Annotated in this window: 30 protein-coding genes; 8 read left to right on the forward strand and 22 right to left on the reverse strand. The window is 44.9% G+C overall.

The genetic code is table 11. The features are described from left to right. Nucleotides 1-82: 82 nt before the first annotated feature. The 7 genes from fur to ansA all read right to left on the reverse strand — a co-directional run bounded on the left by fur (nucleotide 83) and on the right by ansA (nucleotide 7,038). Nucleotides 83-532: a ferric iron uptake transcriptional regulator gene (gene fur, locus JQX68_RS12040; protein ID WP_003223972.1), complete on the reverse strand. Its 450-nt coding sequence runs from the start codon at nucleotides 530-532 to the stop codon at nucleotides 83-85. Nucleotides 533-644: 112 nt separating this feature from the next. Continuing rightward, nucleotides 645-1,289: a stage II sporulation protein M gene (gene spoIIM, locus JQX68_RS12045; RefSeq protein ID WP_014664485.1), complete on the reverse strand. Its 645-nt coding sequence runs from the start codon at nucleotides 1,287-1,289 to the stop codon at nucleotides 645-647. Between the two features lie 100 nt (nucleotides 1,290-1,389). Next, the gene (locus tag JQX68_RS12050; RefSeq protein WP_147772200.1) at nucleotides 1,390-1,605 is read right to left on the reverse strand and encodes a hypothetical protein; all 216 of its coding nucleotides are present in this window, start codon (nucleotides 1,603-1,605) and stop codon (nucleotides 1,390-1,392) included. Nucleotides 1,606-1,692: 87 nt separating this feature from the next. Next, a complete protein-coding gene (locus JQX68_RS12055; RefSeq protein ID WP_040082725.1) occupies nucleotides 1,693-3,012 on the reverse strand; it encodes a malic enzyme-like NAD(P)-binding protein in 1,320 nt (439 codons plus the stop codon). A 16-nt stretch (nucleotides 3,013-3,028) separates the two neighbouring features. Further along, the gene (gene mleN / locus JQX68_RS12060) at nucleotides 3,029-4,435 is read right to left on the reverse strand and encodes a malate-H+/Na+-lactate antiporter MleN (RefSeq protein ID WP_014664488.1); all 1,407 of its coding nucleotides are present in this window, start codon (nucleotides 4,433-4,435) and stop codon (nucleotides 3,029-3,031) included. 141 nt (nucleotides 4,436-4,576) lie between these two features. Then, the gene (gene aspA, locus JQX68_RS12065) at nucleotides 4,577-6,004 is read right to left on the reverse strand and encodes an aspartate ammonia-lyase (RefSeq protein ID WP_014664489.1); all 1,428 of its coding nucleotides are present in this window, start codon (nucleotides 6,002-6,004) and stop codon (nucleotides 4,577-4,579) included. A gap of 44 nt (nucleotides 6,005-6,048) precedes the next feature. Continuing rightward, a complete protein-coding gene (gene ansA, locus JQX68_RS12070; RefSeq protein WP_014664490.1) occupies nucleotides 6,049-7,038 on the reverse strand; it encodes an asparaginase in 990 nt (329 codons plus the stop codon). A gap of 181 nt (nucleotides 7,039-7,219) precedes the next feature. On the opposite strand from ansA, the gene ansR reads away from it, so the two are divergent. Then, on the forward strand, nucleotides 7,220-7,570 hold the full coding sequence (gene ansR, locus JQX68_RS12075) for an HTH-type transcriptional regulator AnsR (RefSeq protein WP_014664491.1): 351 nt from the start codon (nucleotides 7,220-7,222) through the stop codon (nucleotides 7,568-7,570). A gap of 8 nt (nucleotides 7,571-7,578) precedes the next feature. Here the strand turns inward: ansR and JQX68_RS12080 are convergent, their stop codons facing one another. Both JQX68_RS12080 and nudF read right to left on the reverse strand, forming a co-directional pair. Further along, nucleotides 7,579-8,742 (reverse strand): TIGR00375 family protein, encoded by a 1,164-nt coding sequence (locus tag JQX68_RS12080; protein WP_014664492.1) that lies wholly within the window; start codon nucleotides 8,740-8,742, stop codon nucleotides 7,579-7,581. After that, the gene (gene nudF, locus JQX68_RS12085; RefSeq protein ID WP_014664493.1) at nucleotides 8,739-9,296 is read right to left on the reverse strand and encodes an ADP-ribose pyrophosphatase; all 558 of its coding nucleotides are present in this window, start codon (nucleotides 9,294-9,296) and stop codon (nucleotides 8,739-8,741) included. Before nudF ends, JQX68_RS12080 begins: the two co-directional genes overlap by 4 nt. A 73-nt stretch (nucleotides 9,297-9,369) precedes the next feature. On the opposite strand from nudF, the gene mciZ reads away from it, so the two are divergent. Continuing rightward, entirely contained in the window at nucleotides 9,370-9,492 is a 123-nt protein-coding gene (gene mciZ / locus JQX68_RS12090) for a Z-ring formation inhibitor MciZ (RefSeq protein ID WP_147772201.1), read from the forward strand. A gap of 63 nt (nucleotides 9,493-9,555) precedes the next feature. Then, the gene (locus JQX68_RS12095; RefSeq protein ID WP_014664495.1) at nucleotides 9,556-10,476 is read left to right on the forward strand and encodes an aldo/keto reductase; all 921 of its coding nucleotides are present in this window, start codon (nucleotides 9,556-9,558) and stop codon (nucleotides 10,474-10,476) included. 166 nt (nucleotides 10,477-10,642) lie between these two features. Here the strand turns inward: JQX68_RS12095 and JQX68_RS12100 are convergent, their stop codons facing one another. Next, a complete protein-coding gene (locus JQX68_RS12100) occupies nucleotides 10,643-10,867 on the reverse strand; it encodes a YqkE family protein (RefSeq protein WP_014664496.1) in 225 nt (74 codons plus the stop codon). A 161-nt stretch (nucleotides 10,868-11,028) separates the two neighbouring features. On the opposite strand from JQX68_RS12100, the gene JQX68_RS12105 reads away from it, so the two are divergent. Next, a complete protein-coding gene (locus JQX68_RS12105; protein WP_014664497.1) occupies nucleotides 11,029-11,943 on the forward strand; it encodes an alpha/beta hydrolase in 915 nt (304 codons plus the stop codon). 42 nt (nucleotides 11,944-11,985) lie between these two features. Here the strand turns inward: JQX68_RS12105 and JQX68_RS12110 are convergent, their stop codons facing one another. From JQX68_RS12110 to JQX68_RS12140, 7 genes are all read right to left on the reverse strand, one after another. Further along, nucleotides 11,986-12,225: a YqkC family protein gene (locus JQX68_RS12110; RefSeq protein WP_014664498.1), complete on the reverse strand. Its 240-nt coding sequence runs from the start codon at nucleotides 12,223-12,225 to the stop codon at nucleotides 11,986-11,988. Nucleotides 12,226-12,237: 12 nt separating this feature from the next. Then, a complete protein-coding gene (locus tag JQX68_RS12115) occupies nucleotides 12,238-12,561 on the reverse strand; it encodes an iron-sulfur cluster biosynthesis family protein (RefSeq protein ID WP_014664499.1) in 324 nt (107 codons plus the stop codon). After that, a complete protein-coding gene (locus JQX68_RS12120) occupies nucleotides 12,558-13,589 on the reverse strand; it encodes a bifunctional GNAT family N-acetyltransferase/GrpB family protein (RefSeq protein ID WP_014664500.1) in 1,032 nt (343 codons plus the stop codon). The genes JQX68_RS12115 and JQX68_RS12120 overlap by 4 nt, the downstream gene beginning before the upstream one ends. After that, complete coding sequence (locus JQX68_RS12125; protein ID WP_014664501.1) at nucleotides 13,582-13,926, reverse strand: antibiotic biosynthesis monooxygenase family protein; 345 nt, start codon at nucleotides 13,924-13,926, stop codon at nucleotides 13,582-13,584. Before JQX68_RS12125 ends, JQX68_RS12120 begins: the two co-directional genes overlap by 8 nt. Nucleotides 13,927-13,935: 9 nt before the next feature. Further along, nucleotides 13,936-14,406, reverse strand: coding sequence for a GNAT family N-acetyltransferase (locus JQX68_RS12130; RefSeq protein ID WP_014664502.1), 471 nt, complete (start codon nucleotides 14,404-14,406; stop codon nucleotides 13,936-13,938). Between the two features lie 183 nt (nucleotides 14,407-14,589). Beyond that, the gene (locus JQX68_RS12135; RefSeq protein ID WP_014664503.1) at nucleotides 14,590-14,928 is read right to left on the reverse strand and encodes a YolD-like family protein; all 339 of its coding nucleotides are present in this window, start codon (nucleotides 14,926-14,928) and stop codon (nucleotides 14,590-14,592) included. Next, on the reverse strand, nucleotides 14,925-16,163 hold the full coding sequence (locus JQX68_RS12140) for a DNA polymerase IV (protein ID WP_147772202.1): 1,239 nt from the start codon (nucleotides 16,161-16,163) through the stop codon (nucleotides 14,925-14,927). Before JQX68_RS12140 ends, JQX68_RS12135 begins: the two co-directional genes overlap by 4 nt. 166 nt (nucleotides 16,164-16,329) lie before the next feature. Between JQX68_RS12140 and JQX68_RS12145 the strand changes: the two genes are divergently transcribed. From JQX68_RS12145 to JQX68_RS12155, 3 genes are all read left to right on the forward strand, one after another. Further along, nucleotides 16,330-16,536, forward strand: coding sequence for a YqzH family protein (locus tag JQX68_RS12145; RefSeq protein WP_003226541.1), 207 nt, complete (start codon nucleotides 16,330-16,332; stop codon nucleotides 16,534-16,536). Between the two features lie 518 nt (nucleotides 16,537-17,054). Next, complete coding sequence (locus JQX68_RS12150; protein ID WP_147772203.1) at nucleotides 17,055-18,287, forward strand: MDR family MFS transporter; 1,233 nt, start codon at nucleotides 17,055-17,057, stop codon at nucleotides 18,285-18,287. 50 nt (nucleotides 18,288-18,337) lie between these two features. Then, nucleotides 18,338-18,496, forward strand: a complete 159-nt coding sequence (locus JQX68_RS12155; RefSeq protein ID WP_041521369.1) for a hypothetical protein — start codon at nucleotides 18,338-18,340, stop codon at nucleotides 18,494-18,496. Here the strand turns inward: JQX68_RS12155 and JQX68_RS12160 are convergent. From JQX68_RS12160 to JQX68_RS12180, 5 genes are all read right to left on the reverse strand, one after another. Next, on the reverse strand, nucleotides 18,493-18,879 hold the full coding sequence (locus JQX68_RS12160) for a VOC family protein (RefSeq protein WP_147772204.1): 387 nt from the start codon (nucleotides 18,877-18,879) through the stop codon (nucleotides 18,493-18,495). The genes JQX68_RS12155 and JQX68_RS12160 overlap by 4 nt on opposite strands. A gap of 4 nt (nucleotides 18,880-18,883) precedes the next feature. Further along, nucleotides 18,884-19,843 carry a type I pantothenate kinase gene (gene coaA, locus JQX68_RS12165; protein ID WP_147772205.1) on the reverse strand — a complete coding sequence of 320 codons (960 nt, stop codon included), beginning with the start codon at nucleotides 19,841-19,843 and terminating at the stop codon, nucleotides 18,884-18,886. Between the two features lie 71 nt (nucleotides 19,844-19,914). Then, nucleotides 19,915-21,264: a D-serine ammonia-lyase gene (gene dsdA, locus JQX68_RS12170; RefSeq protein ID WP_095431482.1), complete on the reverse strand. Its 1,350-nt coding sequence runs from the start codon at nucleotides 21,262-21,264 to the stop codon at nucleotides 19,915-19,917. A gap of 74 nt (nucleotides 21,265-21,338) precedes the next feature. Next, a complete protein-coding gene (locus tag JQX68_RS12175; RefSeq protein ID WP_040082706.1) occupies nucleotides 21,339-22,118 on the reverse strand; it encodes an SDR family NAD(P)-dependent oxidoreductase in 780 nt (259 codons plus the stop codon). Between the two features lie 5 nt (nucleotides 22,119-22,123). Further along, nucleotides 22,124-23,083, reverse strand: coding sequence for an MBL fold metallo-hydrolase (locus JQX68_RS12180; protein ID WP_069149826.1), 960 nt, complete (start codon nucleotides 23,081-23,083; stop codon nucleotides 22,124-22,126). 402 nt (nucleotides 23,084-23,485) lie between these two features. Here JQX68_RS12180 and proC point away from each other — a divergent pair, with 402 nt between their 5' ends. Next, the gene (gene proC, locus JQX68_RS12185; RefSeq protein WP_147772206.1) at nucleotides 23,486-24,319 is read left to right on the forward strand and encodes a pyrroline-5-carboxylate reductase; all 834 of its coding nucleotides are present in this window, start codon (nucleotides 23,486-23,488) and stop codon (nucleotides 24,317-24,319) included. Nucleotides 24,320-24,340 lie beyond the last annotated feature (21 nt).

Raw genomic sequence — 24,340 nt, forward strand, 5'->3', positions numbered from 1 at the left:
ATATGCCAAATCAGAAAGGTTTTATACATAGAAACAGCAAAAAACCCTTTCCCCAGGAGAAAAGGTTCGCGCTCGGCACCGTCTATTCAGTTTCTTTTCCGTTACAGCGGTGGCAAATGCCGTGAAACGTTAATCTATGATCTTTAATCTTAAATTTCCAATCACGTTCAATGATTTCTTCCACGTCTTCAAGCAAATCTTCTTCAATTTCATCAACGGCCCCGCACTCCATGCACACCAAGTGGTGATGAAAGTGGGCTGCGCCCTCTTTCCGAAGGTCGTAACGGGATACGCCGTCTCCAAAGTTAATTTTATCAACGACTTTTAATTCAGTTAATAATTCAAGCGTACGGTATACTGTAGCGAGACCGATCTCAGGAGATTTCTCTTTTACGAGGAGGTATACATCTTCTGCGCTTAAATGGTCTTCTTCGTTTTCAAGCAGCACTCTTACTGTCGCTTCACGCTGGGGCGTAAGTTTATAGCTGGATGAGTGCAGTTGTTTCTTAATTCGATCAATACGGTTTTCCATGTCTTTCCCTCCTACGCCGCATTCCATGACTCATTATAACAAAATAAGCGCAGAGTTCCAACTATAATTATTATAAACTGATAAATAAAACGATTTTCTTTTAATAATTATTTTAAAAAAGTTTCGATGTAAGCTTTTCCATTAATACAGGAGATAAGTATGCTTCAAAGAGAGACGAAATCAGCGCTAAAAGCAGAATAACCAGCAGCACAAAGGCATACCGTCCGAACCATTGAATCGGCGCGTCATGCAGGCTTCGTTTCACGAACAGCTGCCTGATTAACTTTAAAGAAAACGCAATCGCACACGTACCCATAATGAGATAAGCCGGAATCAGCAGCACATTTTGCGGCAAAACGGAAACAAATGATAGAAAAAACCCGCTTACTCCCATCTGATTGACAAGAAACCCGACAGTAAAGCCGACGACGATGCCTTTTAGAAAGATCATAATAAAAATAATCGGCATGCCAATGACGGAAATCCCCAATATCCACATCAGCCCTAAATATTTTGCATTATGAAAGATACTTTGTCCAAACATATCAGATGCACTTGCTTGTTTTCCATCCGAAAGCTGTCCGAAAAATTGGCTTAAATAGTAATATAAATCTTCTTTCTGGCTGATGGTCATGCTGTTGACAATGATCGCGCCAAAGATGACACCCATGAAAAACAGCACTGAAACAAATATATAAAGAGAGAGATGATCTTTGACGTGCCTGAGAAACATGTCCTTATAAGAGATTTTTCGCATACCGTTTCCTCCCGCCCGCTCTATTGATTTGATTTAATAGATTGTATGAAAGAAACACAAAAAGATGCCCCTTTTCAAAAAGAAACGATAGAGAAGAATGCTAGGCGGTTTTTTTGGACGAAAAAAAATCCTTATCATCAACTGCCGTATGATCATAAGGATTCTTATGCTTGCTTTTATTCAAAATCTCTTTTTTACTTTTTGTCATTCTTTCATGTGTGCTGAAAGATGGTGTACTGCCTCTTGATGATGAGACGTCTCGTCCGCCGTTTCTCAGCCGATGCTCCCGCTTCTTTTTTGCCTGGCTTTTTGCCATGTGATCACTCCCTTATTTAGTAATGATAACAAAATTGAACACTGATAAGAAAAAACAGCACCCTGCTAAGGTGCTGTTTAGCTACTTTTATTTTACTGCTGTAAGAGCTGCATGCTCGACAGCTGCTGCTACCTCATGATGGACTTTTGAATCAAGCGGCTGAGGGACCACATCGCCTTGTTTTGTGCAGGCTGCGATGGCCTCTGCTGCTGCGACAAGCATATCATGATTAATTTCCTTGCTCTTTGCGTTAAGCGCTCCTCTAAAAATTCCAGGAAAACCGAGTACATTATTAACAGAACGCCCGTCAGCTGCATATGCAGCGCCAGCCTGCAGTGCGGCCTCCGGCTCAATTTCCGGCTTCGGATTTGATAATGCCAAGATCACTTGGCCGGAACGTACAAATGCCGGTTTGATTAACCCCGGAACTCCAGTTGTAGCAATGACAATATCACATGTTTCCATGAGCTCCTCAATACTGGAAACTGCATGTCCGCCGTATTGTTCAAGACGGTTCATTGCCGCCTCTGATTTGTCTGTTCCGTACACGGCTTTCACGCCGTAGGCCATGAACATCCGGCAGATGGCGACGCCTGCCGCGCCCAGGCCGATTTGCCCCACTTTCGCTTCCTTGAGGTCAACTCCCGCACTCCTGCATGCCGAGATGGCAGCAGCCAGCGTCACTACAGCTGTACCATGCTGGTCATCGTGCATAACAGGGATGTTCAGCTCCTCTTTTAGGCGGTCTTCGATTTCAAAGCAATGCGGCGAACCGATATCCTCTAAAAGGATACCGCTAAAACCAGGAGAAATATGTTTTACCGTTTTGATGATTTCTTCCGGATCACTCGTATCAAGCAATATCGGAATGCCGCTAATGCCCGCCAGCTGATCAAATAAAGCAGCCTTTCCTTCCATGACAGGCATGCCTGCGACAGAGCCGATATTTCCAAGACCTAAAATAGCGGTTCCATCGGTTACAATCGCGACAGAATTGCTGATCGTTGTATATATAGAAGCCTTTTCAGGTTCTTTTTCGATCAATCGGCACACATCTGCAACACCTGGTGTATAGACACGCCCCAGCTCTGCAAGTGAACGGATCGGCATTTTGCTTTTCATTTGGATTTTTCCGCCTTCATGTGCGGACAGAACTTCATCAGATACGGTGTGAAGTCTGATCCCTTCTCCGAGGGCCTGGACAGCCGCGATCACTTCCTGAAGCTGTTCTTCATTCTCCACTTGAACGGTAATATTCCGCATTGTGTAATTGGGGCCGACTTTTACAGTCTCCACTTCACCAATATCCCCGCCCAGAAGGCCGATTGCCGTAGCCACCCTTCCAAGATTTCCGGGAACCGAAGGCGTTTCGATCATCAGTGTCCGAATCATGTGTTTCGCTATCATTCAGTATCCTCCCCTATTAGCCTAGTTTTTCAGCTTTAACTGTATTGTTTTTCGTATACCATATAAATTTTCCTGTATAACCATAGATAATAGCAAGACCTATTGCTACAAAACTGAGCCACATAAACGGCAGATATGAGAAGGTAGAAACTCCTAGTATTCCCGCCATGTAAATCCCGTTATCAGACCAAGGAACCATACCTGAAGTTAATGTACCCCCGACCTCTGAGTTACGGGATAGCACCCTTCTATCGAGATTCAAACGATCATAGCTGTCTTCCATAATTTTCGGAGTCAAAATAAGAGATACATACATCGCACAGCCGAAGATGTTTGCTAAAAACGCTACGATCAGCGTAGATAAAGTCACATTGCCCGGTGATGTCAGCTTCTTTTCAAACATAGAAACGATCACTTTTAAGACGCCAAGCTTTTCTAGCAGTCCGCCAAAACCAAGTCCAAAGATAATCACGACAAGGGAACTGAGCATTCCGACAATTCCGCCGCGGTTTAACAGGCCATTCAAAAATTCAACATCTGTTTTAATGGAGAATCCGTTGTATGCGGTAGCGATAGCGTCCGCAGGATTCATGCCTTGGAAAGCAACAGCCCAGATTGCACCAAGTAACGCACCAATCACGATAACCGGCATTGATGGTTTTTTCATCGCCAATAAGACAATAACAACAACAGCCGGGATCAGCATCCAAATATGAATGTCAAACGTATTTTGCAAAGATGATTTCAAGAAGTCAACTTTATCAAGGTCAATATTTTTCCCGCCGTACATAAAACCAGTAATTGTAAAGAGAATAGCTGTAATCACATATGCTGGCACAGATAAAAAGAGCATTGCTCTGACGTGGTCTAACACATCTACTTTAGATAGCGAAGAAGCAAGAACCGTACTGTCAGACAGAGGAGACAGCTTGTCCCCAAAATATGCGCCTGAAAGGATAGCTCCCGCTACAAGAGGAAGCGGAATGCCTAACCCCTCTCCAATTGCGATCATGGCAATGCCGGCAGTTCCGACTGTTCCCCATGACGTACCTGTTGCTACAGACATAATTGAACAAATAATAAGCGTTGCAAGTAAAAAGATGCTAGGGTGAATAAATTCTAAACCATAGTAAATCAGTGTGGGCACAATTCCACCAGCGATCCATGTTCCAATAAGCGCTCCTACTGAAACAAGAATGAGAACGGCTTCAAGCCCATTTGATATTCCATGCAGGATCGCATTTTGCATATCTTTATAAGTATAACCGAGTCTGATTCCGAGAATCATTGCGATAAACCAGGAAATGAAAAGCGCGAGCTGTATCGGCAAGTCTAAAAAGACGGTAAACGACATGACAAGTGCTAAAAATGATCCTAGTACAATAATAATTTCAAATAGTGTTGGCAGTCTTACATCCTTCAAAAGAAGTCCCCCTTCATGTAAAAAGCTAAAACGCTTTCAATAAATAGTGCAACACGTATACTATACTTCCTCATCCCTATGTTGTAAACAGCTTATTCATCGGAATATCCCGAGATGAATAAGCTGTTTTTTGTTCAAATTTTATTTTTCTAATAGTTCTTTCCCAGCGATACCTGGTTTTGTCATTTCATAAGGGTTTAAAATGATATCCAATTCTTCTTCTGTCAGCACATCATGCTGCAGGCAAAGATCGCGGACAGATTGCCCTGTCATAATTGCTTCCCGGGCAATTCTAGCTGCCGCTTCATACCCAAGATGCGGATTGACTGCAGTGATGACTCCTGCACTTTTTTCTACGTATTGCTTCAAGCGCTTTTCGTTGGCTTCGATGCCTTTTAAGCAATTATCAGTGAACGAGCGGAAGCCGTTATTCATGATGCTGATAGATTGAAGCAAATTAAAGACAAGCACGGGCTCCATGACGTTTAATTCAAGCTGTCCTGCTTCTGAAGCAAGGCAGATTGTATTGTCGTTTCCAATAACCTGGAACGCAATTTGGTTGATCAGCTCCGCCATAACCGGATTGACTTTTCCCGGCATAATGGATGACCCCGGCTGACGTGCAGGCAGAGAAATTTCCGCAAGGCCCGCGCGCGGTCCTGACGCCATTAAGCGCAGGTCGTTTGCGATCTTCGACATGTTCATCATGCAGACTTTTAATGAAGCTGATACCTCTGTATACGCATCTGTATTTTGTGTTGCATCAACAAGATGATCAGCGCCGACAAGAGGAAGACCGCTGATATCAGCAAGGTGCTTTACTACCTGTTTAATATATTCAGGATCAGCGTTTAGCCCTGTACCAACAGCAGTTGCGCCCATGTTGACTTCATACAGGTGCTGGCGCGATTGTTTGATTCGTTTAATATCACGCTCCAGAACACGGCTGTACGCTTCGAATTCCTGGCCAAGACGAATTGGAACCGCATCTTGAAGGTGTGTCCGGCCCATTTTAATAACAGAATCAAACTCCTGTGCTTTTTGCTTAAACACACTATGCATGTCTTCCATTGTTTTCAGCAGTTTTTCCAAGAGATTCAATGTGGAAATATGAATCGCAGTCGGGAACACATCGTTTGTAGACTGTGACATATTCACATGTGTGTTTGGGCTTAAATGGATATAATCTCCCTTTTTATGTCCCATGATTTCAAGAGCCCGGTTTCCGATAACCTCATTCGCATTCATGTTCATAGAAGTTCCGGCACCGCCCTGAATCGGATCGACGATAAACTGATCGTGCCACTTGCCTTCCAGAATCTCATCAGCGGCTTGTACGATAGCTTGGCCAATTCCTTCATACAGCCGTTTCACGTCCATGTTGGCAAGAGCCGCGGCTTTTTTTACTATCGCCAGTGCGTTAATCATTTCTTCATGGATTTTGTATCCCGTAATCGGGAAATTTTCAGAAGCACGGAGCGTCTGAATTCCGTAATAAACATCTGCCTCAATTTGTTTTTCCCCAAGGAAGTCTTTTTCCACGCGATATTCTTTTTGGCCGTTTAACATAATCTTTAACCTTCTTTCTCTTTGCTGGTTATCGTTTTTACATTTTACAGGACAACGTCATCAGCTATCGGCGTTTCCATAATTCTCTTGACGACAGGAAGATCCGAAGACTGACCTAGTGCCCACATCAATTTTGGCACAATGGCTTCTGTGTTCATATTTCTTGATCGGATAATTAAGTCTTGGTTGACTCTGCGGCCTACCTCGTAAATGCTCATGTCTTCGCCTTCTTCCAAACATTGAGTTGTAATGACGACGACAATGCCGCTTTCAATCAGCTCATTCACTTTTGACAAAATGTCTCTGCCTTCAAACGGCACCCCTCCGCTGCCATAACTCTCAATGACAATTCCTTTGTACATGCTTTTCAGGGCATCAAGCATTTCGGGCTTTAAGCCTGGATGCAGCTTCAGCAGACATACATCTGTGCAAAGTGAAGTATCAACTGCAAGGGTTTCGTTCTCAGGTTCCGTTACTTGTTTGTTGTATTCGATCCCGTCTTCATTGATAAAAGCGATATATGGGTAATTGATGCTTTCAAATGCGTCGTAGCTTTTCGTTCTTAATTTGATCGCACGCGTTCCTTGAATGACTCTGCCGTCAAATACAACGTAAACGCCGCCCACGCCTTCACAGGCAAAGCGAATGGCATCTGTAATATTTTTTTTGGCATCGGTTTTTTGGAACGTGATCGGAATCTGCGAGCCGGTGATGACGATTGGCTTTTTGGCATGCTGCAGCATATATGATAGTGCGGCAGATGTATAGGCCATTGTATCTGTACCGTGAGTAATAACAAACCCGTCATAGGCATCATAATTTTCCTTAACGGCTTCGGCTATTTTCACCCAGTATTCAGGCTGCATATTGGTGCTGTCTATATTCATAAGCGACTGAGTTTCCATCGTGTAATCGTTATCAAGTTTTGATACGTAACTTAGTAATTCATCAGCCTTGACCGCGGGAGCCAGCCCATTTTCCCCTTCAACTGAAGCAATCGTTCCCCCAGTTGTCAACATCAATAATTTTTTCATACCATGCACCTCTTCACTGTATCTAAAGATGGGTTGCGAGAAGGTATTCGCTTTTCGCATACTTTTAATGCAATTATAGACACGGAAAATAAAATACGCAAGACATTATTATTCAATTCGCGTACACTTCCTAATACCTATATGATATAATCAGCTCAAGGTGAAAAAGGAGCGGAAGTTCATGAATCTAGATCGTTTAACTGAATTGAGAAAAAAGAAAAATTGGTCACTTCAATATACAGCTGACCTTCTGGGCATCGCAAAAAGCACATATGCCGGCTACGAGTCAGGCTACCGACGGCCTTCTCTTGAGGCACTTGCCATGCTTGCTGACCTCTTTGACACAACCTGCGATGAACTTTTAGGCCGTGAGAAACAAAAGCAGACTGCTCCCCAGACCATTGAATTGGCCACGTGGAGCAGCCTTGACTTTACCATTTCTGTTGATGGCAAGCCGCTGAGTGAAGATGAAATCATCCAGCTGATTACCTTTATACGGACAAAAAGAAAAGTACAGGAGGAACTGAGTTAATCTTTAACTCACGGTTTAATTTTACCGTAGGTTCCTCCTCCTCCGGCTTTCAATTCCAGTTTTCCGGATCTCGCTTTTACGATAAGCGCCGCGGTTTTTGGCGGGACAACGTGAGCCAAATCTTCTTCTGCAGCCTCATGAAGAACAGCCATTTCTGTTCCGAAGGCTTTTTTTAGCTTGTCCAGCGTTTTCGGGCCTACACCCGGAACAAATTGCAGGGGGATCTGATGTACATATCGCGGACGCGGGACGCGAACTTGAGGCTGATCACTCAATTCACGCAATCTTTCGCTGACTCCCTTGGTAAATCTAACATTGCCGCAATTCGCGCACGATTTTTCCCCGCTCACGGCAGGTTCTCCGCACGCTTCGCAAGCCGTCTGATAATATTTCCCCAATAACGGGTCCAAGCCGTAATTTGCGATCATTTTCCTTTCATCTTGCCCTTTTAATGCAAGAGCAAACTCAGTAAAATCAGCTGATTGCACATATAGTTCATTATATTCTCTGCCGATTTTCCCCAACGAATGCGCATCAGAATTTGTTAAAAAAGGATACGGATTCAATTCAGATATGTGTGAAGCCATGTCTGTATCACAGCTTAATCCAAGCTCCACCGCATCTATCATTGACGGATCAAAAACCTCAGTTAAGCTTGATTTAACCCCTTTTCCATATAAGCTTTTATGCGGTGTAAAGATATGGGCGGGGATAAAAAGACCGCCCATTTCCTTGACTTTTTGTTGCAGGTTTAAGCCCGTTTCATATATCCGCTGTGAGCTTAAATGAATATTTTTCAGCCTGGCTGACAGCCAGTTTGAAAACTGCTTCATATCAGCCAGCTTCGGCATAAATACAAGCACATGGATCGGCCCGCTGCAGTCTTCATCATAAATCTCCAGCTCGCTCCCCAATAAAAGAGTCGTACTGCGATAACGGATTCCTCCCCCATCAAGCTCGCGATATTTTCCAGATGAAATGCCTTCCTCAAGCTCTAGAATGACTTCCGGAGAATGACAGTCGATAATACCGAGGAGTTCAATTCCTTTATGTTCACTGGCTTCAACCAAAATCCGGTCCAGCGTTAATGTTTTGGCGCCTGTTATTTTGACAGCCCTTCCTGTAAAGGTCCGGCCTATATGAATGTGCAAATCCGCGTAAATCTTTTTCATTTTTGTGCTTGGAGCGCTTCTTTCAGTTGAAGATATTGAATCGCATAGGCAGTTTTAGCATCATATACTTCACGCGATTCAACCAGCTTTAGCGCATCTTCAAGCGTCACCTCCATCACTTCAACAAACTCGTCCTCATCAAGCTCCCGTTTTTCTTCGAGTACAGAAAGCTCCTCAGCAAGAAATACGTGAACGATTTCATCAGCGAAGCCGGGAGAGGTATAAAACGCAGTTATTTTTGTCAGTTTTTTTGCTGTATAGCCGGTTTCCTCCTCAAGTTCCCGAAGTGCCGTATACTCCGGCTCCTCACCTTTTTCAAGCTTTCCGGCTGGAATTTCAACGATTGTCCGCTCAAGCGGCTTACGGAATTGTTTGACCAAGATAATGTTCCCTTCATCTGTGACGGCTAATACCGCTACTGCTCCAGGGTGTTTCACAATTTCACGTTTACTCGTTTTGCCGTTTGGCAGCTCTACATCCTCGACAAATAGATCAATAACTTTACCTGAAAAGATCTGTTCTTTGGCAATTGTTTTTTCTTCTAATGATTTCATTTCTTCATCTCCCGTTCTGTCTCTATATGATGCCCCATACATTTTATCATACTAGAGAAAAGGAGGCCTTTTCGTGAAAGTGTACCGCATGCCAAAAGGTGTTGTCTTAGTCGGAAAAGCATGGGAAATTCGGGCAAAGTTAAAAGAGTATGGATGCACATTTCAATATGTAAAAGAATGGGTGTCAGAGCCGTAAAAGTTGAAACTTTAGCTCCTTTATATTACGGTCAATACAAAGCCTAAAAAAAGGAGTGTGCACATGAGAAAGCGCAAACTGGGTACATCTGATTTAGAAATAAGCGAAGTCGGACTCGGCTGTATGTCTCTTGGAACTGAAAAAAACAAAGCATTGTCCATTTTGGATGAAGCGATCGAGCTCGGCATCAACTATTTGGACACAGCGGATTTGTATGACCGGGGACGCAACGAAGAAATCGTCGGTGATGCGATCCAAAACAGACGCCAAGATATTATTCTGGCAACAAAAGCGGGAAACCGTTGGGATGACGGGAGCGAGGGCTGGTATTGGGACCCTTCAAAAGCTTACATAAAAGAAGCGGTAAAAAAGAGCCTTACACGGCTGAAAACTGATTATATCGACCTTTATCAGCTTCACGGCGGCACGATAGAGGATAACATTGATGAAACGATCGAGGCGTTTGAGGAATTAAAACAAGAAGGTGTCATCCGCTACTATGGCATTTCTTCCATCCGCCCGAATGTGATAAAAGAATATGTAAAGAAATCAAACATCGTCAGCATCATGATGCAATTCAGCTTGTTTGACAGACGCCCTGAGGAATGGCTCCCGCTTTTAGAGGAACATCAAATCAGCGTAGTCGCCAGAGGCCCTGTTGCCAAAGGGCTCTTAACCGAAAGACCCCTTGATCAAGCGGCAGACAGCATGAAACAAAACGGGTACTTGTCCTATTCATTTGAGGAACTGACAAATGCCCGCAAGGCAATGGAGGAAGTGGCTCCCGACCTTTCGATGACAGAAAAGTCGCTGCAGTATCTGTTAGCACAACCGGCTGTCGCTTCAGTGATTACAGGCGCCAGTAAGGTTGAGCAGTTACGGGAAAACATTCAGGCAGCAAAGGCGCGGCGTTTAACAGAAGAGGAAATCAAAGCGCTTCAATCTCATACGAAACAAGACGTTTATGAAGCCCACCGCTCTTAATAGAAAAATCAGCACCCTTAAGGGTGCTGATTTCATTTTGTTAACCGCGATTGAAAAACATGCAGGTTAGAAAAGACATGCATGGAAGCTGCCGACTCACAGGCTTGACAAGGTACACAAGTGTTTGTCGACACGCCTGAAACCAGCCTCTGTATGGGTGGCCGATTTATTTATATCGATGCCAATCCATTTGGCTTTCATTTAGGAGTTGTTCAAAACTTTTATTTTTTTCGATCTCTTTTTTCTTTCTGATCTGTTCTGCTTTTTCTCTTTCCTGCCTCTTTTCATCCTCTTCCTTCAATTGGCTCTTCATCTCCATAAGCTTTGCTTTGATATCGGATTGAAGGCCGTCTTTTAGCTGGTGTTTATCAGCGGATTTTTGTTTTTTCATGCAGACTTCCCCCATGTATTGTTTTGAAGCCAGTTTATCACGGAGCATATAAGCTGAACAAGCAAACTCTCTTCTGATAACTTTCTCAGCGGAGCAGTGTTTAGGTATAATGATCTTACACACGAATGACCTATATATTTCGTTGAAAGGTGCTGTGACTTTTGAAGAAAATCCTTTTGGCCATTGGCGCTCTCTTAACTGCTGTCATCGCAATCGGAATTGTTTTTTCGAACATGATTCTATTCATCAAGAAAAAAACGGACGAAGACATTATCAAAAGAGAGAAAGACGACGGACATGATGTGTTCGAATCATTTGAACAAATGGAGAAAACTGCTTTTGAGATTCCATCCGCTTACGGGTATAACATAAAGGGATACCATGTTGCACCGCATGACACTCAAAACACCATCATCATCTGCCACGGAGTAACGATGAATGTGCTGAATTCTCTTAAGTATATGCATTTATTTCTTGATCTCGGCTGGAATGTACTTATTTATGATCACCGCCGGCATGGCCAAAGCGGCGGAAAGACGACCAGCTACGGGTTTTATGAAAAAGATGATCTCAATGAGGTTGTCAGCTGGCTCAAAAACAAAACAAATCATCGCGGATTGATCGGAATTCACGGTGAATCGATGGGAGCTGTGACCGCTCTGCTTTACGCTGGCGCGCACTGTGATGATGGCGCTGATTTTTATATTGCCGATTGTCCGTTCGCATGTTTTGATGAACAGCTTGCCTATCTGCTGAAAACGGAATACAGGCTCCCGTCTTGGCCCCTGCTCCCTATCGCCGACTTCTTTTTGAAGCTGAGGGGCGGCTATCGCGCACGCGAAGTATCTCCGCTTGCTGTCATTGATCAAATCGAAAAGCCGGTCCTCTTTATTCACAGTCAGGATGATGATTACATTCCTGTTTCTTCAACCGAGCGGCTTTACGAAAAGAAAACCGGACCGAAAGCGCTGTATATCGCCGAGAACGGTGAACATGCCATGTCATACACCAAAAACCGGGACACGTACCGGAAAACGGTGCAGGAGTTTTTAGACAAAATGAAGGTCTCAACATAATAAAAAAGCGAAAGGCCTCGTCGGCTCTTTCGCTTTTTTATTTCACAAAACGTCGGTAATATCATCCATATGTTCTCTGATCCATTCAATCGCAAGGTCTATCGTTGTAAACTCCTGCGTCTCGAAGGTCATTTCATCCTGCAATAGCCAAACATCTTTCTTGACGGATTCTGCTCCTCCAATTGACCAGTGAAGCAAGGTATAGGGATGGTTTTGATTCAGGAAGGATACCCACGTTTTATTTTGTGCTGTGTTCTTCATTGCTTTCAGCTTTTGTTCCACGTTTCGCGTCTCCTACTTTACTAATATGCTCATTCTGGGGCTGAGCATTTCAGCCGGGCTTTTCAGCGCCAATGTTTTGGCTTTTTCATTGTAATCGATCGTCATTTGATCGTCAAAAAACACTTTTTGCGACGATTGGATATACAGCGGAATGCCGTTCGTTTCCAACTGCTCGCACTGTCCCGTTAATTCTTCTGTCAGCCAGATTGTCGGTACACCGCTTACCGCGCAGCCGCATCCTTCTGCATCGTAACGAAGCTGGGCTTTTTTTCCCGGGTTGGCGTCGAACGCCTGCTGCAGTGCCTGTTTCGCTGCATCTGTCACATGTATGTTCATAAGGTGAAACCCCCGTTTTCATCATTTTCGCTATTGTAGCATACAACACTGCCATTCGCATGGTTTCTGCCTTTTTTCCACCGCTTCGCATTTTCTTCTGCAGTCTTGATCCATTCATCTTTCCCTTGCATGTACTGTTTGATGCTGTCGGGATGCTGGGCCGCCAGCCGTTTTTTGAGAACGGCGTATTCTTTTGCTATGCTCGGATGAGCTCTGAGATAATCTCTGAATAACAGATGCCTTTCAATAGCAGGGTTTCCCTGTTCGTACAGATGGACATGATGGGTTCGTTTATTTCCGCCCTTTTGGAAATAACGCCTGCCCGCTATGCCGTTCTCACCTTTTGGCATATAGCCGATAGCCTTCATTTGTTCATCAAATTGGCTCACGGCTTCAATGCTCCTGACTTCAATTAACATATCAATGATTGGCTTCGCTGCCATGTTCGGTATCGATGTGCTTCCGATATGATGAACGGCGATCATCTCCGGCCCGAACACCCGCTTCAGCCGTTCTTTTTCTTCATCGAAACCTTTCGTCCATTTTTCGTTGTAGGGAACGACCTCAACTTTTCTTTTCGGATACAAATGAAAGACCGACAGCAATAGACCCTGCGCTGCTTTGACGGTTTCTGCTTTTTGGAATCCCGCCTGTGTATAGAGAGACACGGCCGGGATATTTTTCTCGGCTGTGACTACTTCGATTTTCTCAGCGTCTTCGTTCTGATCAATGACAAATTGCAGAAGTGCTCGTCCAATTCCTTTTCTAAAACCGTCAGGATGCACAACAAGCCTGCAAATGGTGAGATGATGCATGTTTTTTTCATATGAAATGACACCGATCAGCTTGCCGTTTTTCCGGTATCCCGCAAACCGTTCATGAGATGCTTGAATATCCTTCACCTTCTCTTGTAAAGCGGGAATGCCGTCAAAACCGATAATCTCTGTTTCCTTTATGTAAGAGGGGATCTGTACGGCTATAATCTCACGGGCTATTGTGTCTTCCTTATGCTGAAGAAATTCAATCATTCGTGTTCTCCTGAAACAGCCGCTGTCTTTCGACTTTTGCGACGCGGACTGCATACGACTCGTACCAAACACTTTTTCCTTTTTCTTTTGCCGCTTGGTGTTCAGTGTGATGCTTCCAAAGGGTAATTGCGTCCATACTGTCCCAATAGGAAACTGTGATGCCCCTTCCATCCGCTTCACGAACGCTTTCCACGCCTAAAAATCCAGGCTGATCCGCCGCAAGCGATACCATCCGCTCTGCCGTTTCTCCATATCCTGTGTCAGTTTCGCTTTTGACAGAAGAAAAAATGACGGCATAGTAAGGAGGCTCAGGTGTTTTTGATAAAAAATCCATCATATTTCCCCCTCATATGTTTTTGACAAACAGTACCCTGTCTTGGCCAGGGCCATCATAGTTTGCAAACACTGAGATGCCATTTACCGTCTTGGTGCCCTTTTCAATATCAAACCCCAATTTTGTGTGATATGCGATTGATACTTTATTCACTGGTGAAGTGACGCACTTCACCCGGGTGCATCCTCTTTGTTTTACTGTTTCAATAAATACATCGTATAATTGTTTTCCAATTTGCATTTTTCTGAAATCCGGATGCACACCGGAAAAATGAATGTACGCCGTTTTAGGATCCGATTGCGATTGAAATCCGATTAAAAATCCGGTCATGCTGTTATGTTCAGATGCAAGAAAGCTTGTGTCCTGAAAATGCTCAAAAAATAGTCTCGGCAATTTTTCTTTCAGCTGTCTGCCGCCCCACCATTCATTCATTACAGACGTTACCATTTCATAATCTGAAGACGTGATTGTTCGAATATCCATTACGATTTGATCTCCCTCCGTCTGGCAAAACGAATGTCAGCTCTTTTTCTCACAATATAAAAATTATATTTTGCCTGGCTGGAATTGTAAATGCCTTCTTTCCTGTATCATACGTTTCCAGACTGCCGAGGGAACAATATTTGATCATTTTACACATTTCTCCCCCAAGCAGGAGGAGAGACTTTACAGCACAATATCAAGCACTTGATCAAGTTTCAGCTTATAAAGCTGGTCCTCATCTCCTTTTATCCATACTGCTTTTTCAAACTCTTCATACCGGCAGATTTTCCCGGTGCAGCGGACAATTTCACCGTCCTGAAAGCAGCTGACAGTGATATCCTGAGCAAACTCCATCGCGGTGCAAAGCGTTTGATTCATCTCTTCCAGCTTATCGGGATCAAGGGTCGGCTTTTGCAGCTTCTGTTTATGCCGCTTTCTCTCCAGCAGGCTTTGCTTATGTTCCGGCAGAAACATCCTGCTTCCTTCCCACAGCAGGTTGCCCCTTTTTAAATGATCGTTCATTTATAGTGCCCCCCTATTTTAGCCGCACGTTCAAATGCCTGGCCTGCCGCTGTCAATGACGCCGCCCTGATGATTGCTGTATCGCCGAATCGATTTTTAATGCCGTCCATCACATAGCCTAGGCTCATTTTCTTTGCATAATCCTGAAATAAATTGAGCTGCCATATGTCATCAGATGAGAGCTGAGACATATTGACACCGAGGCGGCGGACAGGTTTCCCGTCCCAAAATGTAAGAAACAGCCGGCATACAGCCTCATATACATCTTGCGTAGAATTCGTCGGTTCCGCCAGCTTCACTTGCCGATTGAAGCCCGTCGGCCAATCAAAATCAGCACCCCGGCAGCTCACTGACACCGTCTGCCCCATTACCCCGGCGTTTCGGCTTCGCCTGCACACTTCTTCACTCAGCTCCAGCAATACGACCTTGATTTCTTTGTCAAAGTGTTCGTAGTCTCTCGGAAGAGTCATTCCATGGCCGATCGCCTTTTGCCCGTCTAGAGATGAAGTTGATACAGGGGAATAGTCAATTCCGTTTGCCGTCATCCACAGCACGTGGCCGTTAATGCCCCATTTCTTTTTTAAAAGATCGAGCGGAAAAGCCGCGAGCCCGCCGATCGTGCTGATGCCCATTCGATTTAAATGATGCTTCATGCGGCTCCCGACGCCAAACATGCTGCCCACCGGGAGCGGCCACATTTCGGTTTTTATATTTTCTTTCGTTAAGGTAAAAATACCGTTCTTATTCTTTTTGGCAAAATTGTCACACGCAATTTTGGACAGCGCTTTGTTAGGGCCGATTCCAACCCGCGCATAAACGCCGATCTCCCGCATGATTCTGCCCTGAATGCTTTTCGCGATCTCCATCGGCGTCCCAAACAGCTTCTGGCTGCCTGTAATGTCCATGAACTGTTCATCGATGGAATAAGGCTCCACAAGGTCTGTATACTCCTCTAGAATAGCCGTAATTTGCAGTGATACATCAATATACCGCTGCATACGCGGCCGGAGCACAACAGCCTCAGGACACTTTTCCTGTGCCTCCCACAGCCGTGAAGCATTCACCACACCCTTTTGTTTCGCCAGCGGGCAGGCAGCCAGTACAACTCCGCCCCTTTTTTCAGGATCCCCCGAAACAATGACGGGCTTATTTTTCAAATGTGGATTTTCCGCTTTCTCTACAGATGCATAAAACGATTGCATGTCAACGAGAAAAATCACTTTTTCTTTCATCATACACACCTCTAAAAAGAACTTATGTTCGTTTTTCTATTATATGCGAAAGTATGTTCGTTTTATACTGGTAAATGATTCTTGTCTGACAGAAAATATGATCCAAGGGTTTGAGAGAAGAAAAACATTTAGTAGAATAAAAGCGAAGCATAAGGATAGGAGAGTCATAATGGAGAAATTTGTTGAAAAAATGATGGGACAGGCACTGCGTCAATACGGCAGAAACGTTGCTATAGATCCGTTAAGCCCGTATGAAAAACAAAGCCTGAAAGCAGCTCTAGAAGAGAGACGGAATGAAGAACCAGATGAGGATTTGCATGCGCATATAGAAGATATCATTTATGACTATGTCACAAACCAAGGCCTGTTCTCTTAAACGTATGACTGCCAGTGCTTTCAGCCGCTGATGCGGCTTCCCTTTGAAAACACCGCCTGATAACAAAGAAACAGTCTCAAAGCCATACGACAGCCCTTCAATGCTCGCTCAAAACGGAATAAGCTGTCCACGATTGCCATCCTTGATTCAACCGAAGAGATTCGCTCTCTCTTCTGTCATGCGGCATGACGGTTTTCCGCGTACTTCTTGATCTCATATCCGGCTTTGCTGCCGATATGCTCCGGCATCCCGGCGGCTTAAACTCCTTTACTGTTTCAAACAGACACCCTCCTGACCAATCGCTTTGCTTTTCATCGGATATATCGTGATCTTCCTTCTCATCACCCTCAATTTCAATACGTAGCCATGTACGCCGTCAACACATAATGTATTGCCATCCATACAATCCACAGACATACGACGTGTCAATAACGAAATATTTTGAATCATCTATTGGATAAGGGAATTTTTTCATATATGATAGAGAAAGATCTTACATACAGGAGAGAATATAATTCATGAAGCAATGGAAAGATATCCACCCGATCAGCTGGACAATTATAATCGGAACCATTTTTGGCAGAATGGCAACATCGATGAGCATTCCTTTTTTAGCGATTTATTTGACAGCCGTCCAAGGTGCATCAGCTTCCTATGCAGGGCTGGTCATTGCCGCAAGCTCCTCAGTCGGCATCCTCGCAAGCTTTTACGGCGGATATATCTCCGATAAATTCGGCAGAAAAAACATGATGCTTGTGTCCATTTTTGGATGGATGCTGGTATTTATGGGGTTTGCAGCAGCATCTCATCTCTGGGTGTTTTTTGTAGTCAACGCATTAAACGGCCTTTGCAAATCACTGTTTGAGCCCGCTTCAAAGGCTTTGCTGTCTGATATGACAGAAGAAAAAACAAGACTGCTTGTTTTTAATTTACGCTATGCAGCTATTAATATCGGCGTTGTCTTCGGACCCGTGCTAGGCCTGTATTTCGGCTCATCGCAATCGACCACGCCCTTTTTGGTGCCTGCAGTCATTTACGGACTATACGGACTTGTGCTTGCCAGCCAATTTAAAAAACATCCTTCTTTATCAGCATCAGACCAGTCCCGACATATGAGCGTAAGGGAAGCGTTTATGGTCACACAAAAGGATTATCTTTTTACAATTGCTTTGGTTGGCATTACGCTATGCACCTTCGGCTACTCACAATTTAGTTCCACATTCCCTCAGTATATGGCGCAGAACCCCTTGATCGGCAATGGAACGAAGCTGTACGGACTGATGCTGACATTAAACGCAATCGTTGTGTTGGCGACGCAATTCCCCATTGTCCATTTTGCAAAACGTTTTTCGCCGCTTTGCTCTCTGATGCTCGGTAATGTGATGGTTAGTATCAGCATGGCCATTTTCACCGTATCACACGGTGTTTCATCACTTGTGATGATTGTCATCACTTTTACAATCGGCGAAGTGCTTTTGTTCTCTATGATGGATTTGTTTGTAGACCAGATTGCAAAACGAGGATTAAAAGGCACTTATTTCGGGGCCATCGGTTTTTCCCAGCTCGGAAACGTCATCGGCCCCTGGGTCGGAGGGATATGTATAGACCTGTTTGGCGCTGGCCGGCCAATTTTTATTTTTTCTGTCCTGAGCGGCATTACCCTGCTCGGACTGCCATTTTTAGCGGTCGCCTATCGGCAGATGAAAACGGCAACCACAAAACACGGTTCCCGTCTGGAAAAACAGCTTTAAATAAAAAACGGGAGAAAATGAATCTCTCCCGCAAACATGAGGTGAAGAACATGAATATAGGCGATGTGATGTTTCAGCTGTTTGTATTTATCCTATTTGCCGCAGTCATCTTTGCGGCTGTTACAGGCTTCAAGTATGCGAAAAACCGAAAAGCGCAGCTGGATCGCATTGAGAAAAAGCTAAACAGCCTGTCCAAAGATCACGATTAACAGCTTGGGGCAACGAGCTCTACCTTAATCCGGTCCGGATCCTCACAATAAACTGCATAATGCCCGTCTCCTCCGGCAAAAGGATGCCTGTCTCGGTACAACACACGATAGCCTTTTGCCGTCAGTTTTTTGGTCATCTGATCGACTTGATGCTTGGATTCAGCATGAAATGCGAGATGGTTCAGACCGACTCGGCATCTATGGTATTCCGGCTCTAGAAAAGGCTCTTTCGCCTGCACAATTACTAAGTAAAAACCATCTTTCTTCCAGCTGATGCCTGAGCTCCATTTTTGGTACTCTTTATAGCCAAGTTCTTTTAAGAACCAGCCCCAAAACCGCCTTGACGTCTCCAAATCAGAGACATACAGTTCCAGATGATGCACAGTTTCATACCCTCCTTACCAGCACTTCCTCGACCTTATGCCCGTCTCCCTTACGCAAAATGAGATCTGATCTGAATTTAGTCGGCAGGATATTTTCATATAAATTCGGCCGGTTAACACTCTCCCAAATCGAGGCTGCCATCTCATCAGCCTCCTGATCGGACAAGTCTTTAAATTTATGAAAATATGAATCAGGATTTTGAAAAGCAGTTTCCCGAAGCAGACGAAAACGCTCCAAATACCAAGTGAAAATCCGGTTTTCCTCCGCATCCACATAAATCGAAAAATCGAAGAAATCGGAAACAAAAATACGCGGGTTTTCCCGGTCATCCTCCAAGGTGGGGGACTGAAGCACATTAATGCCCTCAATAATCACAATATCCGCCTGCTCTACAACCTCGAACACACCTTCCTCGCGGTCATAGGTTAGATGGGAATACACCGGGGCCTTTACGCTGTCCTTTCCTGATTTTAAGTCATTCAAAAATTCGAGCAGCGCCTTTACATCATAGCTTTCAGGAAACCCTTTTCTTGACATCATATTTTTCTTTTTAAGCTCGGCAGTAGGAAATAAAAAACCATCTGTTGTGATAAGGCTCACTTTGGGACGGTCAGGCAAACGCGAAAGCAGCTTCTGCAAGATCCGCGCCGTCGTGCTTTTTCCAACTGCGACACTGCCGGCGATGCCGATAATAAACGGGATTTTGGCTGAATGCGGGTGCTTCAAAAAAACATTGACATGCTTATTGCGTTCAGCAGCAGACTTGACATGCAAATGGAGCAGCCGAACAAGCGGAATATAGATCGTTTCCACTTCTTCAACAGATAGATAATCATTGAGCCCTTCCACCGCTTTTGCCTCTTCTTCAGATACAGCAATCGACAAATGTCCCCCAAAACCAGACCAAGACTCTCGATTGTGCTGTGTATATAAAGTATGTAAGTTAAGCTCTTTATTTTTCACTGTTTACACCTGACTCTCTGTAGGTTAAAACCCTTACAAAGATTGTAACGGAAAACCTTTTCACTGTCTGCTTATTTTTTCATTTCGTTTTTTAGCAAATCAGCACCGATTCGGTTATACGCAGCCATTTCCTCTTTTGGAACCATGCTTCCTCCCGTTCCCCAGACGATATGTACGGCATGTTCCATATTATATTTCTGACTATAGCGCCTTCCCTCTTCTGTCGAATAAAGCTGAACCGGCCCGAACATGCCGGCAAGAGCAGATGGCTCTAAATATTGATTTTCGGATACAGCCAGCATATGAAGCAAAGTATAAAGCATATTGTCCTCTACCGTATAACAGCCGCTCAGAAGCGGTTCAACCAGCTTGCCGACAAACCCTGACGGCCTCCCTACGGCAAGTCCGTCAGCAGCCGTCCGATTATCCAGACCGATATCCTGGACGGAGATCTGCTCGTGAAGTCCTGAATAAAGCCCTAACAGCATACACGGTGAATGAGTTGGTTCTGCGAAAAACACGTGAACATGATCTCCGTATAAAAGCTTCAGCCCAAAGGCTACACCGCCCGGTCCTCCGCCGACTCCGCACGGCAGATACACAAACAAGGGCGTTTCGAGACTTGGCTGTATATTCATATTGTCAAGCTGTGTTTTTAATCGGCTTGCAGCAACAGCATATCCTAAGAACAGCTGACGAGAATGTTCATCATCAATAAAATAACAGAATGGATCTTGTTCCGCCTGCCGTCTCCCTTCGTTCACCGCTTCACTGTAATCTGTTTCGTACTCCATAACAGTGACACCCTTTTGGCGGAGGAGATCCTTTTTCCACTGCTTAGCATCGGCCGACATATGCACTGTCACGCGAAACCCAAGTGCCGCGCCAATGATGCCGATGCTTAAACCCAGGTTTCCTGTTGAACCGACAGCAATCGAATAGCGGGAGAAAAACGCGGCAAACCGGTCTTCCCGTAAGATGCAGTAATCATCGGTTTCCTGAAGTATGCCTTCTTGAAGCGCCAGATCTTCAGCATGCTTTAATACTTCATAAATCCCGCCCCGGGCTTTAATCGACCCTGAAATCGGAAGTTCGTGGTCGCACTTTAAAAGCCATCTTCCCGGGAATGGCTGCTGATATGCCGCTTCCAGCTTTTCCTTCATATCCTGCATCTCAAAAAGCGGAGACTCGATGATCCCTTTAGCTCCTTTCGTCTCAGGAAACACCTCGGCAATATAAGGAGCAAAGCGCCGCAGTCTTTCTTCCGCTTCCGCGATCTCGGTTGCCCACTCATCTGCATGGGGTAATGGCCGCTTCTCTTCCTTGCCTGAATTTGCCCAGAATACAGGCTCTGCATCAATCAGTTTCTGAATAAACGGATCTTTGAGCAGAACATGAAGGACATCTGAATGAATTGACATTCAACAATCTCTCCCTTCCACTATCAAAAACTGCCTCGTGAGAAACAATCATTCCACCACAGGCAGTTCCATCATTATTTTTTCATGAGCACGCGTCCTGCCAGCTTTTCAACGAGAGCTGGAAACAGCTGATACAGCTTAGTGCCGGCATTCATTAAACGCGGAAGATTGATCTCCCGTTTGTTCGTAAAAATTGCAGCTGTAATTTGAGCTGCCACGTCATCAGGATCAAGCATCCAGCGGCCGACATTTTTGACGTAGTCCCCGCCTTTATCAGCAATGGAAAAAAAGTCCGTCTGAATCGGTCCTGGATTGACTGTTGTCACATAAATGCCGGTTCCCGACAGCTCCATCCGCAAAGCATTTGAGTATCCTAGCACGGCATGTTTTGTCGCGGAATACAGGCTAGACTTCGGTGTTGCGATTTTCCCCGCTTGAGAGGCGATATTGATGATATGGCCCTTTTTTTGCTCAAGCATTTGCGGGAGCACCGCTTTTGTACAGGCGACCAGGCCGAACACATTTACATCAAACATTGCTTTCATGTCTTCCAATGTCGAGTCTAAAACCGTTTCAAATATACCGAAGCCCGCATTGTTGATCAGAACATCAACCGAGCCGATCTGATCACGGACCCGGGCGATATCCTCTAGGCGGCCGACATCCAGAGGAAAGATCTCACACTGTCCGCTCCATTCCTCGGTTATTTTCCTTTTGATTTCTATTAAACGATCCTCACGTCTAGCCGACAGCAGGACATGGGCTCCTTCAGCCGCGCATAAGTATGCGATTCTTTCTCCAAGCCCTCCTGAAGCACCGGTTATCCAAATCCTTTTTCCCGCTATATGTTTCACCCATTTCACCTCTTCATTGTTCTAAAGTATGCGATGTTTCCTTCCCAATATGACGTGATGGCTTCTTCAGCCTCCAAGACATCAAGATGCCCTGCCGTTTCTGACATTGTTAAAAACAATTCCTTTTCATATACAGCAGGAAAAAGCTGCTGACAGACCTGAAAAGCGGTCATCGGCTTTTCAGCCAACATGCGACGCACATCCTCCGTTCGATTCCTCTGCTTGTCAAAACGCTTCTCAATCAGCGCTTGGACACTGGTGATTGGCTCGCCGTGACCAGGAAATACGATTGTTGGCTCAAGTTGAGACAGCCTGCGCAAAGACCGCTGATAATCCACTAAAGGCTTTGACCTGACGTCTCCCGCTTTCGGCGCTTCTATAATCGGATTAGACGAGCTGTTGGCCAGCAGTAGATCTCCGCCAAGCATCCTTCCGCTTTTTTCATGGAAAAGAACGATATGCGATTCAGCATGTCCAGGCATCTCCAACACAGACCAGCCCTCAAGCCCGTCAATGCCCATACCTTCACTGATTGTTTTTGTCAGAGATCTCGTACAGGAAAATGCATACGCTGACCGAATCAGCTTTTCCGCCTTCCCCGTATCAAATGGAACGCCTAATTCAGGCAGCAGCTTTTGAAAAAAACGTTTTTGCCAATCCATAAAGGCTTGATTTCGGCTGATATAAGGTTCGTTGAAGGCATGCCCAATCACTTCGATTTCATCTGAAAAGACATCAAGCAAGCCTGCATGGTCAGCATGATGGTGAGTCAGTACAACCTGCTCGATATCTGACATTTTCACATTTACAGCAGCAAGCTGCTCTTGTAAGGCGCTGGCAGCCTCTTTTGTATTCGGCCCGGCATCGATAAGTGTCAGCGCATCACCTTTTACGAGGTAAACGATAACATCGCCGACAGCAAACGGCGTCGGGAGGCGGATCGCAATTACATCTTCAGTTGTCATCCTTTCGCTCCTTGTCTTCATTCATTATTCATATTTTAGCTTTTTCTCGGTCTTATGTCATTATTGCTGAATGAGAACAGACCTTTTTGAAAAAGCTATTGACATTAGCTTGTCCGCCATTGCATAATGAACAACAAACTAAAACGAGAACATTGGAACGCTATGACGAGGAATAGTATACAAGGCAATGGCCTAAGAGAGCGATACCCCTGGCTGAAAGGTATTGCGGCCCGCTTGTTTGTAGAACCTGCCCTCAAGTCGCGGTTAGGAAAACCTAAACGTTTCCCGCGTTACGGGATTTGAGCTGAGCACAATTTGTGCTAATGAGGGTGGTACCGCGAACCTTTTCGTCCTTTACGTGATGAAAAGGTTTTTTGTTGTTCTGATAGAAGGAGGATATCAATGAAAAAAATAGGATTTGTCGGCGCCGGGTCAATGGCTGAAGCAATGATCAACGGTATTTTGCAAAGCGGCATCACAAAATCAGAACATATCTATATTACAAACCGCTCAAATGACGAGCGTCTGATTGAATTAAAGGAAACGTACGGCGTGCGTCCATGCAGAGATAAAAATGAGTTTTTCACTCACACCGATATCATCATCCTCGCTTTCAAACCGAAAGACGCGGCGGAAAGCATCGACAGCATCCGGCCGTATCTCAAGGACCAGTTGGTGATTTCAGTACTTGCAGGCCTTACCATCGAAACCATTCAGCATTATTTCGGCAGAAAGCTCGCGGTCATTCGCGTCATGCCGAATACATCAGCGGCAATCAGAAAATCAGCAACCGGATTTTCCGTAAGCGCGGAAGCAAGCCAGGACGATATTACTGTTGCAAAGGCTCTTTTGGAAACAATCGGTGATGCCACACTGGTTGAGGAGCGTCATCTTGACGCCGTTACTGCGATCGCAGGCAGCGGCCCGGCCTACGTGTATCGTTATATTGAGGCGATGGAAAAAGCGGCGCAAAAAGTAGGATTAGATAAAGAAACGGCAAAAGCACTCATTTTGCAGACAATGGCAGGGGCAACTGATATGCTCCTTCAAAGCGGCAAACAGCCTGCACAGCTGCGCAAGGAAATCACCAGTCCTGGGGGCACTACAGAGGCAGGCCTTCGTGCTTTACAGGACTCCCGCTTTGAAGAGGCGATTATTCACTGTATTGAAGAGACCGCTAAACGGAGCGCAGAAATCAAAGAACAGTTTGCCGGAGCGGCTTTAGAGAGGCATTAGACAGAAGGATAGGGCCTTCTG

The sequence above is a fragment of the Bacillus sp. LJBS06 genome (genome assembly GCF_016924995.1).
Lineage (GTDB): Bacteria > Bacillota > Bacilli > Bacillales > Bacillaceae > Bacillus > Bacillus stercoris.